Genomic DNA, 22,639 nt, shown 5'->3' on the forward strand with positions numbered 1-22,639 from the left:
CGACTCACAGCCAGCCGGAGCGCCGGAAGAGCCGGTGGAGCACGACGCAGGCCAGCACCATGACGAGCAGCGCCAGCGGGTAGCCGTAGTGGATCTCGTGACCCCCGACGCTCACGCTGGCCGACAGCTCCGGCATGCCCTCGAAGTTCATCCCGTAGATCCCGGCGATCATCGTCGGGAGCGCGAGCATCGCGGCCCAGGCCGAGATCTTGCGCATGTCCTGGTTCTGCTGCACGCCGACCTGGGCCAGGTGCGCGCTCAGCACGTCTGACAGCAGCCGGTCCTGGGACTCGGTGTTGTCGTTGACGAGCGACAGGTGGTCGTTGACGTCGCGGAAGCGCAGGCGCAGCTCCTCGGTCGGCACCGGCGTCCCCGTGCCGACGAGCAGCGCCAGTGGTCGGGCCAGCGGCAGAGCGGCCCGCTTGAACTCGAGGACCTCGCGCTTGAGCGCGTAGATCTCGGCGGTCGACACCGACCCGTCGGGGGAAAAGACCCCGGCCTCGATGTCGTCGAGGTCCTGCTGGATCTCGTCCTCGATCTCGAGGTACTGGTCGACGACGAAGTCGATGATCGCGTGGAAGACCCCCCACGGCCCGTGCCGCAGGGCATCGTGGCCGTCGGCCTCGAGCCGGCTGCGCAGGCCCGCCAGCGGACTCGCCTCTCCCTTGCGGATCGTGACGATGTGGTCGGCGCCGATGAAGACCATGATCTCGCCCGACTCGACGTCCGAGCTCGCCTCGACGTAGCGCAGCGGCCGCAGGACGACGAAGTGCCCGTCGCCGTACCGCTCGATCTTGGGTCGCTGGTCGCCCGTGACGGAGTCCTCGATGGCCAAGGGGTGCAGCCCGAGCTCCTCGGACACCCGCTCGAAGGTCTCGTCCGATGGGTCGCGCATCCCGATCCACAGGAAGTCCGAGCTGCCACTGGCCCGGATGTCGTCCAGGGTCTCGCTGATGTCCCCACAGGGCAGGCGTCGTCCGTCGTGGTACCGGGCCTGGTCGACGATCACCCCCGCATCGTTGCAGGTGCGGCGCCGCCCTGCGCCTAGGGTGAGGCGCGTGGCGTACTGCATCCTCATCAGGCACGGCCGGTCCACGGCCAACACCGCGGGTGTGCTCGCCGGGTGGACCCCCGGCGTGGCCCTCGACGACACCGGGCGGGAGCAGGCCGCCGCGCTCGTGACGCGGCTGGAGGGCACCCCCTTCGTCCACGTGGCGACGAGTCCGCTGCAGCGGTGCCGGGAGACCGCACAGCCCCTGCTCGAGGCCCACGGGCTCACCGCCCAGGTCCACGAGGGGCTCGGTGAGTGCCACTACGGCGCCTGGACCGGTCGCCCCCTGTCCGAGCTCGCGGGCGAGCCGCTGTGGCGGGTCGTGCAGGACCAGCCGAGCCTGGCCACCTTCCCCGACGGGCTGGAGCACCCGGGGGAGTCGATCCGGTCGATGGCCGACCGCGCCGTCGCGGCGGTCCGGGAGATCGATGCCGCCGTCACGGCCGAGCACGGCGAGCACGCCGTGTGGGCCGCCGTGAGCCACGGGGACGTCATCAAGTCCGTGCTCGCGGACGCGACGGCCACGGCGCTCGACGACTTCCAGCGCCTGCACGTCGACCCGGCGTCGGTCTCCGTCGTCCACTACACCGCGACCCGCCCCATGCTGCTGCGCAGCAACGACACCGGCCGGTCGGCCCTCACCCCACCCCGGCCGAAGGGGGACACCCCGCCAGCAGGGGACGCGCCCGTCGGTGGCGGAGCAGGACTAGGGTCGACGCCATGAGCCTCGTCGAGTTCGATCCGCCGGAGCGCTTCGTCCTCGGGACGGTGGGACCGCCCGGACAACGCACCTTCTTCCTCCAGGCCAACGACGGGTCCCGGCGGGTGCAGGTCTCCCTCGAAAAGCTGCACGCTCAGATCCTCGCCGAGCGCATCGGCGAGCTGCTCGACCAGGTGGGCGGGGCCGCAGCGACCGTCGCGGCCGCCGTGGAAGCGGCGGACAACGCACCGCTCGACACCCCGATCTACGAGGACTTCCGGGTCAGTGCCCTCGCCCTCTCGTGGGACGACGAGCGGCAGGTCGTCGTCATCGAGGCCCATGACCACGACCCGGACGAGGTCGAGGAGGACATCATGGTGCAGCTCAACAGCCTGCGCGTCTCGTTGCCCCCGGCGCAGGCGCGGGCCTTCGCCCAGCGGTGCGAGACCGTCGTGCGCGCCGGCCGTCCGGCCTGCCCCTTCTGCGGTGGCCCGGTCGACGAGGACGGGCACATCTGCCCCCGAGCCAACGGCTACAAGCGCTGACGGTGGCAGGTCCCCCTTCGCTCGTCGACGGTGAGCTCGCGGTCCTCGGCCGGCACCCTCTCGCGAGCAATGTCGTGCTCGTCGCCGAGGTCCGCGCCGCCGGCCACGAGCCGCTGCTCGTCGCCTACAAGCCCGTCGACGGCGAGCGGCCGCTGTGGGACTTCCCCGACGGGACGCTCGCGGCCCGCGAGGTGGCCGCCTCGGTCGTCGACCGGCTCGGTGGCTTCGACCTCGTGCCCGAGACCGTGTGGCGCGACGGACCGGCCGGCCCCGGAGCGGTGCAGCGGTGGGTCGGCGACGCGACCAGCCTCTGCCCGACCCCGGTGGCCGTGACGCCACCCGATGCCGTGCCCGACGGCAACATCGTCGTGCTCGAGGGCGAGGACGCCGAGGGGGGCGCCCCTGCTCGTCTCCCACCCGGACGACCCGCGCCTGCGCACGATGGCTGTCCTCGACGCGGTGCTCAACAACTCCGACCGCAAGGGTGGGCACATCCTCGAGCACGACGGTCGCCTCTGGGGCATCGACCACGGCGTCGGCCTGCACGCCGAGCCCAAGCTGCGCACGGTCCTGTGGGGGTGGGCGGGTGACCCGATCCAGCCGGCTGACCTGGAGCGGCTCTCCCGCCTCGACGCGGCGTTGGACCGGGCCGAGGTACGGGCCGAGCTGACCGTGCTCATCACCCCCGTCGAGCTGGCGGCCCTCGCCGAGCGGGTCGCCGACCTGCTGGGCGAAGGGCGTCATCCAGAGCCGTCGGGGGAGTGGCCTTCGATCCCGTGGCCACCACTGTGAGCCGCACCTCGTAGGCTGTGCGCGTGAGAGCCTGGCCGTCCCCCCACCTACCCGTCGTCCCCGGAGAGCCGATCTCCCTTCGCCTGCACGACGTGGCCCGCGACGAGGTGGCACCGGTGGAGCCGACGGACCCCGCTCGGCTCTACGTCTGCGGCGTCACCCCCTACGACACGACGCACATGGGGCACGCCGCGACCTACGTGACCTTCGACCTGGTCAACCGGGCGCTGCGTGACGGCGGCCGTCAGGTCACGTACGTGCAAAACGTCACCGACGTCGACGACCCGCTCTTCGAGCGGGCCGCCCGTGACGGGGTCGACTGGCGCGACCTCGGGCAGGACCAGATCGCGCTCTTTCTCGAGGACATGACGGCGCTCGGGGTCATCCCGCCGGAGCACTTCATGGGCGTCATGGAGTCGATGCCGCAGATCATCGCGGCTGTGCAGCAGCTCGTCGCCCGAGGTGTGACCTACGAGGTCGTCGAGGACGGGGTCCGCGACATCTACCTCGACCTGGGTGCGGCCGGCGGGCTCGGCGAGCTGAGCCATCTCGACCGCGAGACGATGCTCGGCTACTCGGCCGAGCGCGGCGGCGACCCGCAGCGTGCCGGCAAGCGTGACCCCCTCGACCCGATGCTCTGGCGGGGTGAGCGCGCGGGCGAGCCGGCTTGGGACGCAGGCGATCTCGGCCCTGGCCGCCCCGGCTGGCACATCGAGTGCACGGCGATCGCCATGGCGCACCTCGGCGACCACGTCGACGTGCAGGGCGGCGGCACCGACCTCGTCTTCCCGCACCACGAGATGTCGATCGTGCAGGCAGAGGCGCTCACGGGGGAGCGACCCTTTGCCTCTCACACGACGCACCAGGCGATGGTCGCCTACGACGGCGAGAAGATGAGCAAGTCCAAGGGCAATCTCGTGCGCGTGTCGACCCTGCGCGGCGAAGGCGTCGACCCAATGGCCATCCGACTCGTGCTCCTCGCGCACCACTACCGCAGCGAGTGGGAGTGGACGGACGCCGACCTCGACGAGGCGAGGGCTCGCCTCGAGCGGTGGCGGGCCGGCCTGTCCACCGACGGCGGGCCCGACGCGACCGCCACCGTCGCCGCCGTGCGTGCCGCCATCGCCGACGACCTCGACACGCCGCAGGCCCTGGCCGCGGTCGACGCCTGGGTGGAGCAGTCGCTCGGGCAGGGTGGGCAGATCCGCTCGGCACCCGGCGAGCTGGCCCGAGCGATCGACGCGCTGCTCGGCATCCGCCTCTGAACCCACCTCCCCGCCGAGGGACTGGGGTCCGCATTTCCCCCAGGGAAATGTCGCCCTGAGCTGGGATTTGCCTAGGGAAATGCGTCTGGATGGGGCTGTAGTCCGCATCTCCCTAGGGAAATGCGGCGGGTGGGGGGCGGGCGGAAGGGGGAGGAGCGCCGGGTCAGCCCTTGCCGGGGGCGCCGTCGCCCCGGCGGCGAAGGTACCGCTCGAACTCCTTGGCGATCGCATCGCCGCTGGCCTCGGGCAGCTCGGTCGTGTCCTGGGCGCTCTCCAGGGCGGAGACGTAGTCGGCGACGTCCTCGTCGGTGCGGGCCAGCTCGTCGACGCCCCGCTCCCAGGCCTGGGCCTCGTCCTCGAGGTCGTCGTGGTCGATGACGGTGTCGAGCAGGTCCTCGAGCCGCACGAGCATCGCGAGGGTCGCCTTGGGGCAGGGCACCTGCGCGGCGTAGTGGGGGATCTCGGCCCACACGGCGATCGAGGCCATCTCGGCCTGACGGGCGCCGTCGGCGACGACACCGGTGATGCCGGTGGGGCCTTCGTAGCGGGCGGGCTCCAGGTCGAAGCGGTAGGCCGTCGCCTCGTCGTCGCTCGTGCACGACACCGGGATCGGGCGGGAGTGCGGCACGTCCGAGAGCAGTGCGCCGAGGGTGATGACCGTGCGCACCCCGTGCGAGGCCGCCAGGTCGAGGATCTCGGTGGTGTAGGCCCGCCACCGGAAGGAGGGCTCGGTGCCGACGACGAGGATGACGTCGCGACCGAGGCTGTCCGGGGAGGCCAGCATGATGCGCGTGGTGTCCCAGTGGATGCCCCGGCCCTGCCCCTGGTTGGTCACCCGCGGGCGGTTGACCTGGAAGTCGTAGTAGTCCTCCGGGTCGATCGCGGCGACGATCTCGGCGTCCCACAGCGAGGCGAGGTGCCCGACGAGGCGGGAGGCGGCCTCACCCGCGTCGTTCCATCCTTCGAAGGCGCAGATCATCACCGGGTCGTGCAGTTCGGGTAGCTCCTCGATCTGGATCACGTCGACCAGCCTACGACGCGTACGGTGGGGCCTCGTGAGCACCGACACCACGCGGTCCGACGTCCGCGACCTGCCCGCCGCGGTCCTGTGGGACATGGACGGGACCCTCGTCGACACCGAGCCCTACTGGATCATCGCGGAGCACGAGCTCGTCGAGGAGTTCGGCGGCACCTGGACCCACGAGCTGGCGCTCCAGCTCGTCGGCAACCCGCTCCTGGTCTCGGCGCAGTTCATCATCGACAACTCGCCCGTCGACCTGCCCGCGGAGCAGGTCGTGCACCGGCTGCAGTCCCGGGTGATCGAGCAGATCGCCGACGAGGTGCCGTGGCGCCCCGGGGCCCGCGAGCTGCTCGCGGCCTGTCGCGAGCTCGACATCCCGCAGGCGCTGGTGACGATGTCGTGGGCCGATCTCGCCGGTGCGGTCGTCGACGCCACGGAGCCCGGCTCCTTCGGCCTGGTCGTCTCCGGCGACCAGGTGACCCACGGCAAGCCGCACCCGGAGCCCTACGAGACCGCGGCCGAGCGACTGGGGGTGGAGCCGGCGACCTGCGTCGCCATCGAGGACTCGCCGACGGGCGTCCGGTCGGCCGCTGCGGCCGGCGTGCCGACCCTCGCGGTCCCTCACGTGGTCGAGGTGCCCGACATCGCGGGCTCGGTGCGGATCCCGACGCTCACCGGGGTCACCCCCTTCGACCTCATGCCGCTCGCGCTGGGCGCGGTCGCGCGGCCTTAGGACCCGGCAGGCGAAGGGGGCGGCTCGGCCTCCGGGGTGACGATCTCGATCGTCTCCGGCAGGGCCGGCGGCGTGCCGCCGAAGGCGGGGCACAGCGGCTTGAAGTCGCACCAGCCGCACAGCTTCGACGGGCTCGGCCGGAAGTCGCGCGTGGCGACGGCCTGCTCGATGGCGGTCCAGACGGCGCGGACGTTGCGCTCGAGCGCCAGCAGGTCCGCCTCGTCCGGCTCGTAGCGCACGATCGTGCCGTCCTTGAGGTAGACGAGCTGCAGCAGGTCGGGGACCCGCCCGGTCCGTCGCCACATGACGAGGCCGTAGAACTTCATCTGGAAGAGCGCCTTGCCCTCGAAGCCCGCGGCCGGGGTGCGGCCCGTCTTGTAGTCGACGATGCGGACCTGACCCGTGGGCGCGATGTCGACCCGGTCGATGATGCCGCGCAGCAGCAGTCCGTCGAGCTGGGTCTCGACCTGTACCTCACGTTGAGAGGGCTCGAGCCTCGACGGGTCCTCGAGGGTGAACCACCGGTCGACGAGGCGCTCGGCGGCAGCGAACCACGACTCCTCGGAGAGTGACGGGTCGTCGGCGATCAGGTCGGCCAGCTCGGGGCGCTCGGCGACGAGCGCCGCCCAGCACCCCGGCACGAGGGCGCGGGCTGCCTGCGGCGTGCGCTCGGCCGCCGGCAGGTCGAAGACCTCCTCGAGGACCGCGTGGACGAGGGTCCCGCGGGCCGCCACCGGGGACGGGACTTCGTCGAGGCGGTCGATCGTCCGCAGGCGAAACTTCAGCGGGCACTGCTTGAAGTCGGCGGCCCGCGAGGGGGAGAGCGCGGCCCTCACTCGGGGGAGTAGCCGAGGTTGGGGCCGAGCCAGCGCTCGGCCTCACGCATCGTCCAGCCCTTGCGCGCGGCGTAGTCCTCCACCTGGTCGCGACCGAGGCGTCCGACGACGAAGTACTGGCTCTCCGGGTGCCCGAAGTACCACCCCGAGACCGCGGCTCCCGGCCACATCGCCATCCCCTCAGTGAGCTCGATGCCGATCTCGTCGACGTCGAGCAGCGACCACAGGGTCTGCTTCTCGGTGTGGTCGGGGCAGGCGGGGTAGCCCGGGGCCGGACGGATGCCGGAGTAGGCCTCCTTGATGAGCTCGGTGTTGTCCAGGGACTCCTGCGGTGCGTAGCCCCCAGAACTCCGTGCGCACCCGCTCGTGCAGCCGCTCGGCGAAGGCCTCGGCGAAGCGGTCGGCGAGCGCCTCGAGGAGGATCGCGTTGTAGTCGTCGTTGTCCGCCTTGAACTGCGCGATCCGCTCCGCGACGCCGAGGCCACCGGTGACCGCGAAAGCGCCGATCCAGTCGGCCACCCCCGTCTCCCGTGGCGCGACGAAGTCCGCGAGGCTCCGGTTGGGCACCCCGGGCCGGTGCTTGCCCTGCTGGCGCAGCATGTGGAGCGTGTGGGCGACCTCGGTGCGCGACTCGTCGGTGTAGATCTCGATGTCGTCGCCGACGGCATTGGCGGGGAAGAGGCCGATGACCCCCTTCGCCGTCAGCCACCGCTCCTCGATGATGCGGTCGAGCATCGTCTGAGCCTCGTCGTAGAGCTTGCGTGCCACCTTGCCCGTCGCCGGGTTGTTGAGGATGTCGGGGAAGGACCCCTTGAGCTCCCACGCGTTGAAGAAGGGCTGCCAGTCGAAGTACTCGCGCAGCTCGGCGAGGTCGTAGTCGGCAAAGACCATCCGCGTCGGCGTGACCCCGGTGAGGTGCGGGTGCTCGACGCTCCAGTCGATCGGGGTCCGCGCGTCACGGGCCTCGTCGTAGCTCAGCATCGGCCGATCATTGGTCTTGGCCGCGTGCCGCTGACGCAACGACTCGTAGTCGGCAGCGATCTCGTCGAGCAGCTTGGTCCGCCCCGTGTCGCTGAGCAGCTGGCTGACGACGGGCACCGACCGCGAGGCGTCCTTGACCCAGACGACGGGCCCGTCGTACTGCTGGTCCACCTTGACCGCGGTGTGGGCCCGGGAGGTCGTCGCACCACCGAGGAGCAGCGGGATGTCGAAGCCCTGACGCTGCATCTCGGAGGCCACCCCGACCATCTCGTCGAGCGAAGGGGTGATCAGCCCGGACAGTCCGATGACGTCGGCCCCGTGCTCCTTGGCCGTGTCGAGGATCTTTTGCGTCGGCACCATGACCCCGAGGTCTATGACCTCGTAGTTGTTGCACTGCAGCACGACGCCGACGATGTTCTTGCCGATGTCGTGGACGTCGCCCTTGACCGTCGCCATGACGATCAGGCCCTTGGACCGGCTCTCGTCGCCCGGCTTCTTCGCCGCCTCGATGAAGGGGATGAGGTGGGCGACGGCCTTCTTCATCACGCGGGCCGACTTCACGACCTGCGGGAGAAACATCTTGCCCTCGCCGAAGAGGTCGCCGACGACGCCCATGCCGTCCATGAGGGGGCCCTCGATGACCTCGAGCGGCGCACCGCCGGCGGCGTCGATCTCGAGGCGCAGGGCCTCGGTGTCCTCGACGACCCAGGTGTCGATGCCCTTGACGAGGGAGTGGGTGATCCGCTCACGCAGGGGCAGCTCGCGCCACTCCTGGGTCGCGGTCTCCTCGACGGCGCCGGTGCCACGGTGCTGCTCGGCGATCTCGAGCAGTCGCTCCGTGGAGTCGGGACGCCGGTTGAGCACGACGTCCTCGATCCGCTCGCGCAGCTGCGGATCGAGCGTGTCGTAGGGGACGAGGGCGCCGGCGTTGACGATGCCCATATCCATGCCGGCGTTGATCGAGTGGTACAGGAAGACGGCGTGGATCGCCTCGCGGACGGGGTTGTTGCCGCGGAAGCTGAAGGAGACGTTGGAGACGCCGCCGGAGACGAGCGCCCCCCGGCAGGTTGTCCTTGATCCACCGGGTGGCCTCGATGAAGTCGGTGCCGTAGGCGGCGTGCTCCTCGATGCCCGTGGCCAGAGCGAAGATGTTGGGGTCGAAGACGATGTCCTCGGCAGGGAAGCCGACCTCCTCGGTGAGGATCGTGTAGGCCCGCTGGGCGATCTCCTTGCGACGCTCGAGGTTGTCGGCCTGGCCCTCCTCGTCGAAGCCCATGACGACGACCGCGGCCCCGTACTTGCGGCACAGCCGGGCCTGCTCGACGAAGGGCTCGACCCCCTCCTTCATCGAGATGGAGTTGACGATCGCCTTGCCCTGGGTGCGCTGCAGGCCGGTCTCGATGACCTCCCACTTGGAGGAGTCGATCATCAGCGGGACGCGGGAGATGTCCGGCTCGGAACTGACGAGGTTGACGAAGGTGCCCATGGCGGCGACGCCGTCGAGCATGCCCTCGTCCATGTTGATGTCGATGACCTGCGCGCCGCTCTCGACCTGCTGGGCCGCGACGGCGAGGGCGGCCGGGTAGTCGTCGGCCTCGATGAGCTTGCGGAACTTCGCCGATCCGGTGACGTTGGTCCGCTCGCCGACGTTGACGAAGAGGGAGTCGGCGGTGACGTTGAAGGGCTCCAGGCCCGACAGTCGCAGTGCCGGCTCGACCTCGGCCGGCACGTGCGGGGTGGCGCCGGCCGCCCCCTCCGCGATGGCGGCGATGTGCTCGGGGGTCGAGCCGCAGCATCCACCGAGCAGGTTGACCAGGCCGCTCGTCGCGAACTCCGCGACGAGGGAGGCCATGTGCGCGGGGTCCTGGTCGTACTCGCCGAAGGCATTGGGCAGCCCGGCATTCGGGTAGGCCGAGACGAAGGTGTCGGCGACCCGGCCCATCTCCACGATGTACTGCCGCAGCTCCTCGGCACCGAGGGCGCAGTTGAGCCCGACGGCGAGTGGCTGCGCGTGCCGGACCGAGTTCCAGAAGGCCTCGGTCGTCTGCCCCGTGAGCGTGCGCCCCGAGGCATCGGTGATCGTCCCCGAGATGATGACCGGCCAGCGGCGACCGTGCTGCTCGAAGAGCGTCTCGAGCGCGAAGATCGCGGCCTTGGCGTTGAGCGTGTCGAAGATCGTCTCGATGATGAGCAGGTCGACACCGCCCTCGACGAGGCCTTCCGCCTGCTCGAGGTAGGCCGTGACGAGCTCGTCGAAGGTGATGTTGCGCTTCGCGGGGTCGTTGACGTCGGGGGAGATGGACGCCGTGCGGTTCGTCGGGCCGAGCGCACCCATGACCCAGCGCGGTCGGGTCGCGTCCTTGGCCGTGTACTCGTCCGCAGCGGCGCGGGCCAGGCGCGCGGCCGCGACGTTCATCTCCCGGGAGAGCTCCTCCATGCCGTAGTCGGCCATCGAGATGCGCTGCGCGTTGAAGGTGTTGGTCTCGATGAGGTCCGCGCCGGCCTCGAGGTACTCCCGGTGCAGCTGGGTGATCAGCTCCGGTTGGGTGAGCACGAGCAGGTCGTTGTTGCCCTTGAGGTCGCTGCTCCAGTCGGCGAAGCGCTCCCCGCGGAAGTCCTCCTCGGACAGGCCCTGGCGCTGGATCATCGTGCCCATCGCGCCGTCCATGATGAGGACGCGCTCGCGGAGCGCCTCCTCGAGCTGGGGTGTGGCGTCGGGGCGGAGGGCGGTGTCGGTCACCGGGTGATCCTGTCGCAGAAGGCTCGATGGGCAACCGCCATTATCACCATTCGGTCTCCTCGCCTAGGGTCTGGGCATGGCCGAGACCCCCCCAGGAGCACCCCCGAGGCATCCGTCTGGCCACCATCGGCTCGGTCCCCGTGTACCTCGGCTGGTCCTGGCTGCTCATGGGTGGACTCATCGTCTTCATCGTCGGGCCGGGCAGCGCGCAGGCGCACGGCCCGGTGACCGGGTACGGCATCGCGGTCGTCTACGCGCTCGCGCTCCTGCTGAGCGTCCTCGCCCACGAGGCGGCCCACGCCGTGACCGCACGCGCCTTCGGGCACACGGTCCACCGGGTCGTGGCCGACCTCTGGGGCGGGCACACGGCCTTCGAGGCGGCGCGCTCGACCCCGGCCACGGCCGCGGCCATCGCCGTGGTCGGCCCGCTGACCAATGCGGTGATCGCCATCGTCTGCCTCGTCGCCTCGGCGGTGCTCGGGTCGGGCATCCCCGGACTGGTGCTCGGCGGCATCGCCTTCGTCAACGGCGCGCTCGCGGTGCTCAACCTGCTGCCGGGCCTGCCCCTCGACGGCGGGCAGATCGTCGAGGCCGGCGTGTGGGCGGTGACCCGTGACCAGGGGCGGGCCCGGGTCGTCGCCGGCGTCTTGGGCCGCGGTCTGGTCGTCGTCATCGTCGTCGCCGTCATCGGCGTGCCCCTGCTGGCCGGACGCTCACCACAGCTGACGACGGTCCTGTGGACCGCGCTCGTCGGGAGCTTCCTGTGGACCGGGGCGACCTCCGCCATCGCCCACGGCCGGGCGCTGCAGCAGATCAACCGCCTCGACGTGCGCTCGCTGATCGAGCCGGCCGCGCCGATCCACCGGGACGCCCCGGTGGGCGAGCTGACCTCCCTTCGTGCCCTGCCCGTGGTGGTCGACGAGGCGGGCCGGCCGGTCGGGGTCATCGACCACGACGCCCTGCGCGGGATCGCCCCTGACGCCGTCGACCGCACCCCGGTCTCCGCCGTGACCGTCGCGGCGCCGGAGGGCTGGGCCGTCGAGCTCGTCCCCGGACACGAGGCGGTCGACCTCGTCACCGCCTTCCAGGAGTCGCGCGGCCGGGTCGTCGCGGTGACCGAAGGGGGGAGCGCTGCGGGGCATCGTGCGGGTCGAGCGGGTCAACGCGGCCTTCGGACGCAACTAGACTCGCCGACCATGACCGCCACCGGATCCGCCTACCGCCGCGGCCCCTTCCGTGAAGGTGACCGCGTGCAGCTGACCGACCCCAAGGGGCGCCTGCACACGATCACGCTCACGCCGGGCAAGCAGTTCCACACCCACCGCGGGCACGTCAAGCACGACGACCTCATCGGTGCGCCCGACGGGTCGACGATCACCAACACGGCGGGCACCGAGTACCTCGCGCTGCGACCGCTGCTGTCCGACTACGTCATGTCGATGCCGCGCGGCGCCGCCGTCGTCTACCCCAAGGACGCGGGCCAGATCGTCCAGATGGCCGACGTCTTCCCAGGGGCGACGGTCGTCGAGGCCGGTGTGGGGTCGGGTGCGCTGTCGATGTCGCTGCTGCGCGCGGTCGGCGACGAGGGGCGGGTGCTGTCCTTCGAGCGGCGGGCGGACTTCGCCGAGATCGCCAGGGCCAATGCGCAGGCCTTCTTCGGGGAGGACCACCCGGCGTGGTCCGTCACCGTGGGCGACCTCGTCGAGTCGCTGCCGTCGGCGGTCGAGCCGGGCTCCGTCGACCGTGTCGTGCTCGACATGCTCGCGCCGTGGGAGTGCCTCGAGGTCGTCGCCGACGCGCTGACTCCGGGCGGGGTCCTCATCTGCTACGTCGCGACCGCGACCCAGCTGAGCAAGGTCGCCGAGGCGATGCGTGACTTCGGCACCTTCACCGAGCCGGAGGCCTGGGAGTCGCTCGTGCGCGGCTGGCACCTCGAGGGTCTCGCCGTGCGCCCGCAGCACCGGATGCACGGCCACACCGGCTTCCTCATCACGACCCGCCGCCTCGCCCCAGGCGTGACGCCGCCGATGCGCAAGCGTCGCCCGGGCAAGGGCTACGCGGCCCAGGAGGAGTCCGGCCAGCCGGACGTGGCCCCCGAGCCGATGCCCGGCGCCGACGACGCCGAGTGGACGTCGGAGGCCCTCGGTGAGCGGGTCGCCTCGGAGAAGAAGATGCGCAAGCTCGCCCGAGGTGTGGTCCCCCCGACCCCACGGTGAGGCGAAGGGGGACACTGGGACCCAGAGCGCCGTCACCTCGGCGGGAAGGGAGCACGACAGATGACGACAGAGCCCACCCCCCAGGACGTGCGGGCACTGCAGGACAAGCTCACCCACCAGCAGTCGCAGATGGCGAGCGTGGCCTCGCAGAACGAACGACTCGTGCGGACCCTCAAGGATGCTCGCCAGCAGATCGTCACCCTGCGTGAGGAGATCGAGCGCCTGGCCCAGCCCCCTTCGTCCTACGCGGTGGTCGTTGACGTCCACGACGACGGCAGCGCCGACGTGCTGAGCGGGGGCCGCAAGATGCACGTCGCGGTCTCGCCGGCGGTGGAGTCGGGGGGAGCTCGGGGTCGGCCGCGAGGTGCGGCTCAACGAAGCGATGAACATCGTGTCGGTGCACCCGGAGGACGTCGCCGGCGAGGTGGTCGTCGTCAAGGAGGTGCTCGACGAGGATCGGCTGCTCGTCCTCATGCGCCAGGACGAGGAGCGGGTCGTGCGCCGCGGCGCCCGGGTCACGGGCACGCAGGTGCGGGTCGGTGACGCCGTCCTCGTCGACCAGCGCAGCAACATCGCGGTCGAGCGGATCCCGCGGGCGGAGGTTGCCGACCTGGTCCTCGAGGAGGTCCCCGACCTCGGCTACGACGACATCGGGGGGCTGAGCGAGCAGATCGAGGCGATCCGCGATGCCGTCGAGCTGCCCTACCTGCATGCCGACCTCTACGAGCGGCACCAGCTCAAGGCGCCGAAGGGGGTCCTGCTCTACGGTCCTCCCGGCAACGGCAAGACGATGATCGCCAAGGCGGTCGCGGCCTCGCTGGCCCGCAAGGTGGCCGAGCGCACCGGTCAGGAGAGCGCGACGGCCTACTTCCTCAACATCAAGGGCCCGGAGCTGCTCAACAAGTACGTCGGCGAGACCGAGCGGCACATCCGCCTGATCTTCCACCGGGCCCGGGAGAAGTCGAGCGACGGCACCCCCGTCGTCGTCTTCTTCGACGAGATGGACAGCCTCTTCCGCACCCGCGGCTCGGGGGTCTCCTCGGACGTCGAGACGACGATCGTCCCGCAGCTGCTCGCCGAGATCGACGGCGTGGAGGGCCTGGACAACGTCATCGTCATCGGGGCGACCAACCGCGAGGACATGATCGACCCCGCGATCCTGCGGCCGGGGCGGCTCGACGTGAAGATCAAGATCGAGCGCCCCGACGCCGAGGGCGCGCGGGACATCTTCACCAAGTACCTCACCGCGGACCTGCCGCTGCACCCGGAGGACCTCGAGGAGCACGACGGCGACCGGCAGGCGACGGTCGACGGGATGATCGAGGCGGCCGTGGACCACATGTACGCGGAGTCCGACGACAACCAGTTCCTCGAGGTGACCTACCAGGGCGGCGACAAGGAGATCCTCTACTTCAAGGACTTCAACTCGGGCGCGATGATCCAAAACATCGTCGACCGCGCGAAGAAGTCCGCGATCAAGGACTTCCTCGGCACCGGCACCGAGGGTGTGCGCGTGGGGCACCTGCTCGACGCCTGCGTCGCGGAGTTCAAGGAAAACGAGGACCTGCCCAACACGACCAACCCGGACGACTGGGCGCGGATCTCGGGCAAGAAGGGCGAGCGGATCGTCTACATCCGCACCCTCATCGGCGGCAAGTCCGGGGGCGCGGAACCGGGGCGCTCGATCGACACTGGCTCGCGCACCGGCCAGTACCTCTGACGGCCGGGGCGGTCCCCTCAGCGGTCCTCGGGCGAGCGGGGCTGGCGGATCCCGAGCTCGTCGACGACCCGGTCGCGGTCGGCCGGGTCGACGAGCCCGCGCCCGCGGGTCTCGTCGCGCGGTCCCTCGAGCGACTCGAGGTCGAGCGGGTCGCCGACGCGGGTGTGCTGCGTGGGCACCCGGCCGCGACGCTGGCTGCGCGGGCGCTCCTGCGGGGCGGGGGGTGGGGCGGCGCCGATCGATCGCCCACAGGACGAGGCGCCAGCCCACGAGGGTGACCCCGAGGAAGATCGTCGCGACGATGACGAAGGGCAGGGCCGTGCCCTGACCGACCATGTCGCGCAGGGCCATCCCGCCGAAGACCGTGGCGATCCAGACCGTCAGGCCGTGCCACCAGCGGGTCGGCCAGGTCTGGCTCGACAGGAGGACGACGAGCCAGCCGAGAGCCAGCCCGCCGAGGAAGGGCCAGGCCGTGTCCCACCAGCCGGCGGGGTCGAGCGGCTCCTCGTGGGTGCGCCGCCCGATGAGCGTGAAGACGGCGACGACGAGCACGTCGAGGCCGGCCGCGAGGGCGGTCCGGCCCCGCGGGGCGGTGAGGGGCTCGTCCCGCTCACGCACGGCCGTCACCCCCGACGAGGTGCCGTCGGATCTCGGTGACGAGCTCGTGGCGGCTCTGCGCGCCGGCTCGGGCCACCCCCGGGAAGCTCGCGAAGCCGTGCGGCAGCCCGAGGTAGTTGGTGACGCGCACCTCGACGCCGACGGCGCGCAGGGCCTCGGCGTAGCGCAGGCCGTCGTCGCGGATCGGGTCGAGGTCGGCGGTCTGCACCAGGGCCGGGGCGACTCCGGTGACGTCGCCGAAGAGCGGCGAGACGATCGGGTCGGTGTAGGCGACCGCGTCCTGCGCGTCGCCGATGTAGAGCGTGCGGAAGGCGATGATCTTGTCCTCGGTGAGGATCGCCCCGTCGGCGTGCTCCCTGATCGAGGGCGAGGCCATCGTCAGGTCCGTCGCAGGGTAGATCAGCGCCTGGTGGCGGATCACCGGCTCGCCGGCACTCGTGCGCAGGTCCCGCAGCTGCTGGGCGACGATGGCGGAGAGGTTGCCGCCGGCGGAGTCGCCGCACAGACCGATCCGGTCCCGGTCGACGCCGTGGTCGGCATGGTCGTGGAGCCAGCGCACGACGTCGATCGCGTCGTACGAGGCGGTAGGCGCCCGGTGCTCGGGCGCCATCCGGTAGTCGACGCTCACGACGACCGCGTCGAGCTCGGCCGCGAGGTGGCCGCACAGCGGGTCGTACATCCGGGTCGACCCCTGGACCCAGCCGCCGCCGTGGAGGTAGACGAGGAGGGGGCGGTCCTCCCTTCGTCCGGCCGGCGTGTACCAGCGCAGGGGGATGCTCGCCCCGTCGCGGGCCGGCGCGGAGCTCTCGTCGATCGTCACGCCCGAGGGCACCCGCCCGGTGATCCACGAGAAGGGGGGAGTGGTCGGGTAGACCCTGGCGCGGGCTGCGCGGATGTCGTCGAGCGTGGCGTCGACGATCGAAACCCGACCGATGTTGTCGAGGAAGGTCGTCAGGGCCGCGACGAGCGGGGGCAGGCCGGGGTAGGGGCGCTTCACGGGTGCTCCTCGTGCAGGTGGTGGGCGATCTCGCCGATGAGCTCTTCGAGAGCGGGCTGGGCGGCCGGTGCGAGCCCGGGGAAGGTCTGGTAGCCGTGGGGCGCGCCGCGGTAGGTCGTGTGGCGGACCTCGACCCCCGCCTCACGCAGCGCCTGCGCGTAGGCGTCGCCGTCGGGACGAAGGGGGTCGACCTCCGCCGTCTGCACGAGCGCCGGCGGCAGACCGGTGAGGTCACCGAGAGCGGGTGAGATGACGGGGTCGCGGTCGTCGCCCTCCTCACCGAGGTAGAGGCTGCGGAAGGACCGCATCATGTCGGGGGTGAGCACCGGGTAGCGCTGGTTGAGCAGCTGCAGGTCGTCGGTCTCGCGGTCGGTGAGGTCCGGCGCGGGGTAGACGAGGGCCTGGTGCCGCAGCCCCGGGAAGCCCTCGTCGCGCAGGACCTGGGCGATGCCGGCGGCGAGGTTGCCACCGGCGCTGTCGCCGGTCACCCCGACGGCATCGGTGCGCGCGCCGATCTCGGCAGCGTGCTCGATCGCCCAGCGGGTGGCGTCGAGGCAGTCGTGGGCCGCCAGGGGAGCGCGGTGCTCGGGAGCCATCCGGTAGCCGACCGTGACGACGACGACCCGTGCCTGCGCGGCGATCCGCGTGCACAGCGGGTCGTAGACGCCCATGTGGCCGAGGACGAAGCCGCCGCCGTGGAAGTGCATGAGCAGCGGGAGCGGCCCGTCGGCCTCGGGGCGGTGGACCCGGATCTTCAGCTCGTGGCCGTCGCGGGCCGCGATCCGCCGGGTCTGCGAGGTCACGCCGCGCTCGGGGCGTCCGAAGAACCACGTGTACGGGGCCCGCATCGGGATGTTGGCGCGCATCCGCGACAGCTGGGCGGCCGTCATCTCCTCGGCGGGCACGCCCTTGCGGGTCAGCCACCCCAGCACCCGCGTCCGCCAGGGCATCCACGTCGTCCTCATCGCCCCATTCCAGCATGCGGCCTCCTCGTCCGATCCCTGAGGAGGTCTCGGGCTGGCTGGTGCGCGCATCTCCCTAGGCAAATTCGCTTTCCTCCGGTTCCTGAGCAGGTCGCCCAGCGAGACCTCCCCCCCGATCCCTGAGGAGGTCGCCCAGGAGACCCGCCCCCCCGGTCCCTGAGGAGGTCGCCCAGCGACCGTCTCGAAGGGATCTGGCCCCGAAAGTCGGTGGTGCCCCGGGGCCCGTTGCACGAGCATGGCCGTCATGAGTCTGGTGACCCCGACCCTGGTGACCGAGCGGCTGCGGCTGCGCCCGGTGGAGGATGAGGACGCAGGCTTCCTCTGGGAGCTGATGTCCGCCCCCTTCGTCCTGCGCTACTGGGACGAGCCGCCGTGGAGGGATCCGTCGCGGGCCCAGAGGTTCGTCGACCAGTCCCGCAGCGCCGCCTCCGACGGGAGTGGTGCGCGGGTGCTGGTCGAGAGGGCGCAGGACGGTGAGCGGCTGGGGTGGTGCGGGGTGAGCAGCTGGGACCCGGCCTTCCGCAGCGCGGAGCTGACCCTGTGCTTCGGGCATGCCTCCTGGGGGCACGGTCACGCGACCGAGGCGGGCGCGGCCCTGCTCGACTGGGCCTACGCCACCCTCGACCTCAACCGCGTCCAGGCCATGGCCGACACGCGCAACATCGCCTGCGGGCGCGTCCTGCACAAGCTGGGCTTCGTCCTCGAGGGCACCCTGCGGGAGGACTGCGTCGTCGACGGGGTCGTCTCCGACTCGTGGGTCTCGGGCTGCTCGCGAGGGACCGCACCTAAGGTGGGCCCATGAGCGTGCGGCGGGTCATGGGCATCGAGACCGAGTACGGCATCGCGGTGCCCGGGCAGCCCTGGGCCAACCCGATGACCGCGTCCGGCGAGGTCGTCACGACATATGCGCGGGCGCACGGACTGCGCTCCGGTCACGGGGCGTGGGACTACAGCGACGAGCACCCGCTCGTCGACGCGCGCGGCTTCGAGCTGCCGCGCTCGCGCGCCGACGCCTCCCAGCTCACCGACGTCGAGGACCCGACGCTCGCCAACGTCGTGCTCGTCAACGGCGCGCGCCTCTACGTGGACCACGCCCACCCCGAGTACTCCTCGCCGGAGGTGACCTCGCCGCGCGACGCGCTCGTCTGGGACCGCGCGGGCGAGCTGGTCATGCGCGAGGTCGTCGCCCGGCTGGCCGGACGCGAGCCGGGCATCAACCTCTACAAGAACAACACCGACGGCAAGGGCGCCTCCTACGGCACGCACGAAAACTACCTCGTCGAGCGGAGCACCCCCTTCGAGCGGATCGTCGCGCAGCTGACCCCCTTCTTCGTCGCCCGGCAGGTGCTCTGCGGTGCCGGGAGGGTCGGCATCGGCCAGGAGAGCGAGCGGGCCGGCTACCAGATCTCCTCGCGCAGCGACTTCTTCGAGGCGACCGTCGGTCTCGAGACGACCTTCAAGCGGCCGATCATCAACACCCGCGACGAGCCGCACGCCGACCCCGACCGCTGGCGCCGGCTGCACGTCATCATCGGCGACGCCAACCAGGCCGACGTCGCGGGTCTGGTCAAGGTCGGCGCGACCTCGCTCGTCCTGCGGCTCATCGAGGCCGGCGCCGTGGACCGCGACCTCGAGGTGCTCCACCCCGTCGAGGCGCTGCGGGTGGTCTCGCACGACCCGACCTGCCGCGCGACGGTGCGGATGCGCGACGGCCGCGACCTCACGGCGGTGCAGATCCTCGCCGAGTACCTCGAGATGGCGCGCGCCTTCGTCGATCGCGAGGGCAGCGACCCGGCGACCGACGAGGTCCTCGACCACTGGGAGCGGCTGCTCGGCCTGCTGGCCCACGACCCGCTCGACGCTGCCGCAGACATCGACTGGGTCGCCAAGCTCGCTCTCCTGCAGCGCTACCGCGACCGCGACGGCCTGGCGTGGGACGACCACCGGCTGCGCGCCATCGACATCCAGTGGTCGGACGTGCGCCCGGACAAGGGCGTCTTCCACAAGCTCGAGGCCGCGGGACGGATCACCCGGCTGACGACCGACGCCGAGGTCGAGGCGGCCGTCTCGACCCCACCGGCCGACACCCGCGCGTGGTTGCGCGGGCGGGTGGTCGGGGCCTTCGGCGAGCAGGTCGTCTCCGCGTCCTGGGACGCCCTCGTGCTGCGGCTCCCGCGGGCCGGGCGCGTGGTCCGCGTGGCGATGCCCGACCCGCTGGCCCTTGGTCGGGACGGCACGGAGGCCCTCGTCTCGGCCGGTGACGTGGACTCCCTCGTCGCCGGCCTCGGGGCATAGGGTCGGGGCACGACCCGTAGCGAAGGAGCAACGATGGCCCAGGAGCAGATCCGTCCCCAGTCGAGCGGTGGCGGCGACGACGTCGAGCCGGACACGGGCTTCGGTCAGGTCGCGGCGACCAACGCCGCGCGCGACGAGGAGGTCGACTCCGTGCTCGACGAGATCGACGGTGTCCTCGAGGCCAATGCCGAGGAGTTCGTCAAGGGCTTCGTGCAGAAGGGCGGCCAGTGAGCCGCGACCCCGTCGACGGACGACTGCCGGCCGCCTATCTCGCGGCCGGCAGCTCCTCCTTCACGGACTTCGTCGCCGCGGTCGACCCTGGCCTGCTGCCCGGGGGCCGGGCGACGGGAGCGGCGGGAGTCGTCGACGCGCCGCACGGCACGACGATCGTCGCGCTGACCTGCAGCGGCGGTCTGGTCATGGCCGGCGACCGCCGCGCGACCATGGGCAGCCTCATCGCCAACCGTGACATGCGCAAGATCCACGCGGCCGACGACAGCTCGCTCATCGGCATCGCCGGCACGGCGGGCGTGGCCCTGGAGATGGTGCGCCTCTTCCAGGTAGAGCTCGAGCACTACGAAAAGGTCGAGGGCGTCAACATGTCCGTCGAGGGCAAGGCCAACCGTCTGGCGGCGATGCTCCGCGGCAACCTCGCCCTGGCCATGCAGGGCCTGTCCGTCCTGCCGGTGCTCGGCGGGTACGACGCCGCGTTGGGGGCGGGCCGCATCTTTTCGTACGACGTCACCGGCGGGTGCTACGAGGAGCAGGAGCACCACAGCGTCGGCTCCGGCTCGCTCTTCGCGCGCGGCTCCCTGAAGAAGCTCTGGCACCCGGACCTCGACCGGGCAGCCGCGGTGCGGGTCGCGGTCGAGGTGCTCTACGACGCCGCCGACGACGACTCCGCGACCGGTGGCCCGGACTTCCACCGCCGGATCTGGCCGGTCGTCGGGGTCGTCGACGCGTCGGGGGTCTCCTTCGTCAACGAGGCAGAGTGCGAGCAGGTCGTCACGCAGGTCCTCGCCGACCGTCACGGGGGAGGTGCCCGCGCATGACGCAGCCACCCTTCTACGTCTCCCCGGAGCAGGTCATGGCCGACCGGGCGGAGTTCGCCCGCGCCGGTATCGCCCGCGGCCGCTCGGTCGTCGTCCTCGGCTACGACGATGGCATCCTCCTCGTCGCCGACAACCCGAGCAGCCGCTCGCTCAACAAGATCAGCGAGATCCACGACCGCATCGCCTTCGCCGGGGTCGGCAAGTACAACGAGTTCGAAAACCTGCGGGTCGCCGGCATCCGCTACGCCGACCTGCGGGGCTACTCCTACGACCGCTCCGACGTCACGGCCCGTGCCCTGGCCAATGCCTACGCGCAGACGCTCGGCACCGTCTTCACCCAGGACCAGAAGCCCTACGAGGTCGAGATCGTCGTCGCCGAGGTCGGTCGCGCCGTCGCCGACGACCGGATCTACCGCCTCACCTACGACGGGTCCGTCGCCGACGAGCGCGGCTGGGTCGCGGTCGGCGGCGACAGCGCCCGGCTCAACGAGTTGCTCGACGAGCAGTGGCGGCCGGGCATGGACCTCGAGGACGCCCACCGGCTCGCTGTGGAGGTCCTCTCCGGCTCGGCCGAAGGGGGCGACGCCGGCGGTCTGCTGCCGACCGACGCCCTCGAGGCCGCAGTGCTGGAGCGGCACCGTCCCCGGCGGTGCTTCCAGCGGGTGCGTGGCTCCCTTCGCGGCGACGGTTAGCCTGCAGACGTGGACAGGCGCATCTTCGGCATCGAGACCGAGTTCGGCATCACGGCGGTCTCGGACGGTCAGCGGCGGCTCACGCCCGACGAGGTGGCGCGCTACCTCTTCCGCAAGGTGGTCACCTGGGGCCGCTCGAGCAATGTCTTCCTGCCCAACGGGTCCCGCCTCTACCTCGACGTCGGCAGCCACCCGGAGTACGCGACCGCCGAGTGCGACGACCTGACCACGCTCATCGCCCATGACCGGGCCGGTGAGCTCGTCGTGCAGGACCTCGTCGACGACGCCCAGGCACGGCTCGAGGAGGACGGCGTCGCGGGGGAGATCTACGTCTTCAAGAACAACGTCGACTCCGCGGGCAACTCCTACGGCTGCCACGAAAACTTCCTCGTGCAGCGCACCTCGGACTTCGCGTCCGTTACCGACGGGCTGCTGCCCTTCCTCATCACCCGCCAGCTGATCGCCGGCACCGGCAAGATCATGCCCTCACCCCGCGGCGCGCGGTTTTCGGTCAGTCAGCGAGCCGACCACATCTGGGAGGGGGTGTCGTCGGCGACGACCCGCTCGCGGCCGATCATCAACACCCGCGACGAGCCGCACGCCGACGCGGAGCACTACCGCCGGATGCACGTCATCGTCGGTGACTCGGCGATGACCGAGACGACCACGCTGCTCAAGGTGGGCGCCGCCCACCTCGTGCTGCGGATGCTCGAGGAGGGCGTCGCCCTGCCGGACATGGCGCTCGACAACCCGATCCGGGCGATCCGCGACATCAGCCTCGACCCTACCGGACGCACCCCGGTCAAGCTCGCCGACGGGCGGCGGATGAGTGCCCTCGAGATCCAGGGGGAGTACCTCGCCCGGGCCACGGAGCACGCGGCCCGCGAGGGCATCGACGACGAGGTGAGCACACGGGTGCTCGACCTCTGGGAGCGCACGCTCGACGCGATCGAGCGTGACGACCTGGTCGCCGTCGGCACCGAGATCGACTGGGTCATCAAGTACCGCCTGCTCGACGCCTACGCGAGCCGCCACGGGCTCGACCTCGACGACCCGCGTCTGGCCCAGCTCGACCTCGCGTACCACGACATCAACCCGCGCCGCGGCGTCCACCACGTGCTGCAGCGCGCGGGCAAGATCGCGCGCGTCGTCACCGACGAGCAGATCCGCGAGGCGGTCGACGTGCCGCCGCAGACGACGCGTGCCCGGCTGCGCGGCGACTTCGTCCGCACGGCACGCGAGCACGGGCGTGATGTCACCGTCGACTGGGTGCACCTGAAGATCAACGACGAGGCGCAGCGCACCGTGCTGTGCAAGGACCCCTTCCGCGCGGTGGACGAGCGGGTCGACCGGCTGCTCGAGCTGCTGGCGTCGCGGCCCACCCCGGCGGGCCCCTGAGTCA

At 71.4% G+C, this 22,639-nt stretch carries 21 protein-coding genes and 5 pseudogenes; 14 read left to right on the forward strand and 12 right to left on the reverse strand.

The features are described 5' to 3' along the window. Window positions 1–4: 4 nt before the first annotated feature. Window positions 5–1,009, reverse strand: coding sequence for a magnesium and cobalt transport protein CorA (locus B277_RS01160; RefSeq protein WP_007924218.1), 1,005 nt, complete (start codon window positions 1,007–1,009; stop codon window positions 5–7). A gap of 49 nt (window positions 1,010–1,058) precedes the next feature. On the opposite strand from B277_RS01160, the gene B277_RS01165 reads away from it, so the two are divergent. Then, entirely contained in the window at window positions 1,059–1,775 is a 717-nt protein-coding gene (locus B277_RS01165) for an MSMEG_4193 family putative phosphomutase (protein WP_007924219.1), read from the forward strand. Beyond that, entirely contained in the window at window positions 1,772–2,296 is a 525-nt protein-coding gene (locus tag B277_RS01170) for a DUF3090 family protein (RefSeq protein WP_007924220.1), read from the forward strand. The genes B277_RS01165 and B277_RS01170 overlap by 4 nt, the downstream gene beginning before the upstream one ends. Here B277_RS01170 and B277_RS18520 read toward each other — a convergent pair. Beyond that, window positions 2,284–2,736, reverse strand: a complete 453-nt coding sequence (locus tag B277_RS18520) for a hypothetical protein (RefSeq protein WP_238539335.1) — start codon at window positions 2,734–2,736, stop codon at window positions 2,284–2,286. The genes B277_RS01170 and B277_RS18520 overlap by 13 nt on opposite strands. Window position 2,737: 1 nt before the next feature. Here B277_RS18520 and B277_RS18525 point away from each other — a divergent pair, with 1 nt between their 5' ends. Beyond that, window positions 2,738–3,088: a protein kinase family protein gene (locus tag B277_RS18525; RefSeq protein ID WP_238539336.1), complete on the forward strand. Its 351-nt coding sequence runs from the start codon at window positions 2,738–2,740 to the stop codon at window positions 3,086–3,088. Between the two features lie 23 nt (window positions 3,089–3,111). Continuing rightward, window positions 3,112–4,353 (forward strand): cysteine--1-D-myo-inosityl 2-amino-2-deoxy-alpha-D-glucopyranoside ligase, encoded by a 1,242-nt coding sequence (gene mshC / locus B277_RS01180; RefSeq protein WP_040880506.1) that lies wholly within the window; start codon window positions 3,112–3,114, stop codon window positions 4,351–4,353. A gap of 163 nt (window positions 4,354–4,516) precedes the next feature. Here the strand turns inward: mshC and B277_RS01185 are convergent, their stop codons facing one another. Then, complete coding sequence (locus B277_RS01185) at window positions 4,517–5,374, reverse strand: PAC2 family protein (protein WP_007924223.1); 858 nt, start codon at window positions 5,372–5,374, stop codon at window positions 4,517–4,519. 34 nt (window positions 5,375–5,408) lie between these two features. Here B277_RS01185 and B277_RS01190 point away from each other — a divergent pair, with 34 nt between their 5' ends. Further along, window positions 5,409–6,107, forward strand: a complete 699-nt coding sequence (locus tag B277_RS01190; RefSeq protein ID WP_007924224.1) for an HAD family hydrolase — start codon at window positions 5,409–5,411, stop codon at window positions 6,105–6,107. Here B277_RS01190 and B277_RS01195 read toward each other — a convergent pair. From B277_RS01195 to B277_RS20455, 5 genes and pseudogenes are all read right to left on the reverse strand, one after another. After that, window positions 6,104–6,943: a RecB family exonuclease gene (locus B277_RS01195; protein ID WP_007924225.1), complete on the reverse strand. Its 840-nt coding sequence runs from the start codon at window positions 6,941–6,943 to the stop codon at window positions 6,104–6,106. The genes B277_RS01190 and B277_RS01195 overlap by 4 nt on opposite strands. Continuing rightward, a complete protein-coding gene (locus B277_RS20440; protein WP_338009718.1) occupies window positions 6,940–7,224 on the reverse strand; it encodes a vitamin B12 dependent-methionine synthase activation domain-containing protein in 285 nt (94 codons plus the stop codon). The genes B277_RS01195 and B277_RS20440 overlap by 4 nt, the downstream gene beginning before the upstream one ends. Next, on the reverse strand, window positions 7,124–8,872 hold the full coding sequence (locus B277_RS20445) for a vitamin B12 dependent-methionine synthase activation domain-containing protein (protein ID WP_338009717.1): 1,749 nt from the start codon (window positions 8,870–8,872) through the stop codon (window positions 7,124–7,126). Before B277_RS20445 ends, B277_RS20440 begins: the two co-directional genes overlap by 101 nt. A gap of 39 nt (window positions 8,873–8,911) precedes the next feature. Beyond that, window positions 8,912–9,103 (reverse strand): annotated as a pseudogene (locus tag B277_RS20450) (hypothetical protein); the annotation flags it as partial. Next, a pseudogene (locus tag B277_RS20455) lies at window positions 9,057–10,592 on the reverse strand (homocysteine S-methyltransferase family protein); the annotation flags it as partial. The pseudogenes B277_RS20455 and B277_RS20450, both read right to left, overlap by 47 nt. Window positions 10,593–10,831: 239 nt before the next feature. On the opposite strand from B277_RS20455, the pseudogene B277_RS18545 reads away from it, so the two are divergent. From B277_RS18545 to arc, 3 genes and pseudogenes are all read left to right on the forward strand, one after another. Beyond that, a pseudogene (locus B277_RS18545) lies at window positions 10,832–11,329 on the forward strand (site-2 protease family protein); the annotation flags it as partial. 531 nt (window positions 11,330–11,860) lie between these two features. Then, window positions 11,861–12,880 carry a tRNA (adenine-N1)-methyltransferase gene (locus tag B277_RS18550; protein WP_040880507.1) on the forward strand — a complete coding sequence of 340 codons (1,020 nt, stop codon included), beginning with the start codon at window positions 11,861–11,863 and terminating at the stop codon, window positions 12,878–12,880. 60 nt (window positions 12,881–12,940) lie between these two features. Continuing rightward, window positions 12,941–14,600 (forward strand): annotated as a pseudogene (arc, locus tag B277_RS01210) (proteasome ATPase). A gap of 17 nt (window positions 14,601–14,617) precedes the next feature. Here the strand turns inward: arc and B277_RS17225 are convergent. The 4 genes and pseudogenes from B277_RS17225 to B277_RS01220 all read right to left on the reverse strand — a co-directional run bounded on the left by B277_RS17225 (window position 14,618) and on the right by B277_RS01220 (window position 17,165). Then, window positions 14,618–14,779, reverse strand: coding sequence for a hypothetical protein (locus B277_RS17225; protein ID WP_156811705.1), 162 nt, complete (start codon window positions 14,777–14,779; stop codon window positions 14,618–14,620). Between the two features lie 85 nt (window positions 14,780–14,864). Further along, window positions 14,865–15,227 (reverse strand): annotated as a pseudogene (locus B277_RS18555) (DUF3054 domain-containing protein); the annotation flags it as partial. Next, complete coding sequence (locus B277_RS01215; RefSeq protein WP_007924230.1) at window positions 15,211–16,215, reverse strand: alpha/beta hydrolase; 1,005 nt, start codon at window positions 16,213–16,215, stop codon at window positions 15,211–15,213. The gene B277_RS01215 and the pseudogene B277_RS18555, both read right to left, overlap by 17 nt. Then, window positions 16,212–17,165, reverse strand: a complete 954-nt coding sequence (locus tag B277_RS01220; protein ID WP_007924231.1) for an alpha/beta hydrolase — start codon at window positions 17,163–17,165, stop codon at window positions 16,212–16,214. Before B277_RS01220 ends, B277_RS01215 begins: the two co-directional genes overlap by 4 nt. A 277-nt stretch (window positions 17,166–17,442) precedes the next feature. On the opposite strand from B277_RS01220, the gene B277_RS01225 reads away from it, so the two are divergent. From B277_RS01225 to pafA, 6 genes are read left to right on the forward strand one after another with little or no spacing between them, the layout of a single operon-like run. Then, the gene (locus B277_RS01225; protein ID WP_051987793.1) at window positions 17,443–18,000 is read left to right on the forward strand and encodes a GNAT family N-acetyltransferase; all 558 of its coding nucleotides are present in this window, start codon (window positions 17,443–17,445) and stop codon (window positions 17,998–18,000) included. Then, the gene (dop, locus tag B277_RS01230) at window positions 17,997–19,493 is read left to right on the forward strand and encodes a depupylase/deamidase Dop (protein WP_007924233.1); all 1,497 of its coding nucleotides are present in this window, start codon (window positions 17,997–17,999) and stop codon (window positions 19,491–19,493) included. The genes B277_RS01225 and dop overlap by 4 nt, the downstream gene beginning before the upstream one ends. A gap of 33 nt (window positions 19,494–19,526) precedes the next feature. Further along, window positions 19,527–19,724, forward strand: a complete 198-nt coding sequence (locus tag B277_RS01235) for a ubiquitin-like protein Pup (RefSeq protein ID WP_007924235.1) — start codon at window positions 19,527–19,529, stop codon at window positions 19,722–19,724. After that, on the forward strand, window positions 19,721–20,545 hold the full coding sequence (prcB, locus tag B277_RS01240) for a proteasome subunit beta (RefSeq protein WP_007924236.1): 825 nt from the start codon (window positions 19,721–19,723) through the stop codon (window positions 20,543–20,545). Before B277_RS01235 ends, prcB begins: the two co-directional genes overlap by 4 nt. Further along, entirely contained in the window at window positions 20,542–21,237 is a 696-nt protein-coding gene (prcA, locus tag B277_RS01245; protein WP_007924239.1) for a proteasome subunit alpha, read from the forward strand. Before prcB ends, prcA begins: the two co-directional genes overlap by 4 nt. A 9-nt stretch (window positions 21,238–21,246) precedes the next feature. Further along, window positions 21,247–22,635 (forward strand): Pup--protein ligase, encoded by a 1,389-nt coding sequence (pafA, locus tag B277_RS01250; RefSeq protein WP_007924240.1) that lies wholly within the window; start codon window positions 21,247–21,249, stop codon window positions 22,633–22,635. Window positions 22,636–22,639 lie beyond the last annotated feature (4 nt).

It is taken from the genome of Janibacter hoylei PVAS-1 (assembly GCF_000297495.1).
GTDB classification, from domain to species: domain Bacteria; phylum Actinomycetota; class Actinomycetes; order Actinomycetales; family Dermatophilaceae; genus Janibacter; species Janibacter hoylei.

What these genes read in the sequence shown, in the direction of transcription:
- B277_RS01220 (WP_007924231.1), bottom strand. Translation starts at nt 17,165, where the DNA reads ATGCCCTGGCGGACGCGGGTGCTGGGGTGGCTGACCCGCAAGGGCGTG.
- dop (WP_007924233.1), top strand. Translation starts at nt 17,997, where the DNA reads ATGAGCGTGCGGCGGGTCATGGGCATCGAGACCGAGTACGGCATCGCG.
- B277_RS01225 (WP_051987793.1), top strand. Translation starts at nt 17,443, where the DNA reads ATGAGTCTGGTGACCCCGACCCTGGTGACCGAGCGGCTGCGGCTGCGC.
- B277_RS18525 (WP_238539336.1), top strand. Translation starts at nt 2,738, where the DNA reads ATGGCTGTCCTCGACGCGGTGCTCAACAACTCCGACCGCAAGGGTGGG.
- B277_RS20445 (WP_338009717.1), bottom strand. Translation starts at nt 8,872, where the DNA reads ATGGATATGGGCATCGTCAACGCCGGCGCCCTCGTCCCCTACGACACG.
- B277_RS01170 (WP_007924220.1), top strand. Translation starts at nt 1,772, where the DNA reads ATGAGCCTCGTCGAGTTCGATCCGCCGGAGCGCTTCGTCCTCGGGACG.
- B277_RS01235 (WP_007924235.1), top strand. Translation starts at nt 19,527, where the DNA reads ATGGCCCAGGAGCAGATCCGTCCCCAGTCGAGCGGTGGCGGCGACGAC.
- prcA (WP_007924239.1), top strand. Translation starts at nt 20,542, where the DNA reads ATGACGCAGCCACCCTTCTACGTCTCCCCGGAGCAGGTCATGGCCGAC.
- B277_RS18550 (WP_040880507.1), top strand. Translation starts at nt 11,861, where the DNA reads ATGACCGCCACCGGATCCGCCTACCGCCGCGGCCCCTTCCGTGAAGGT.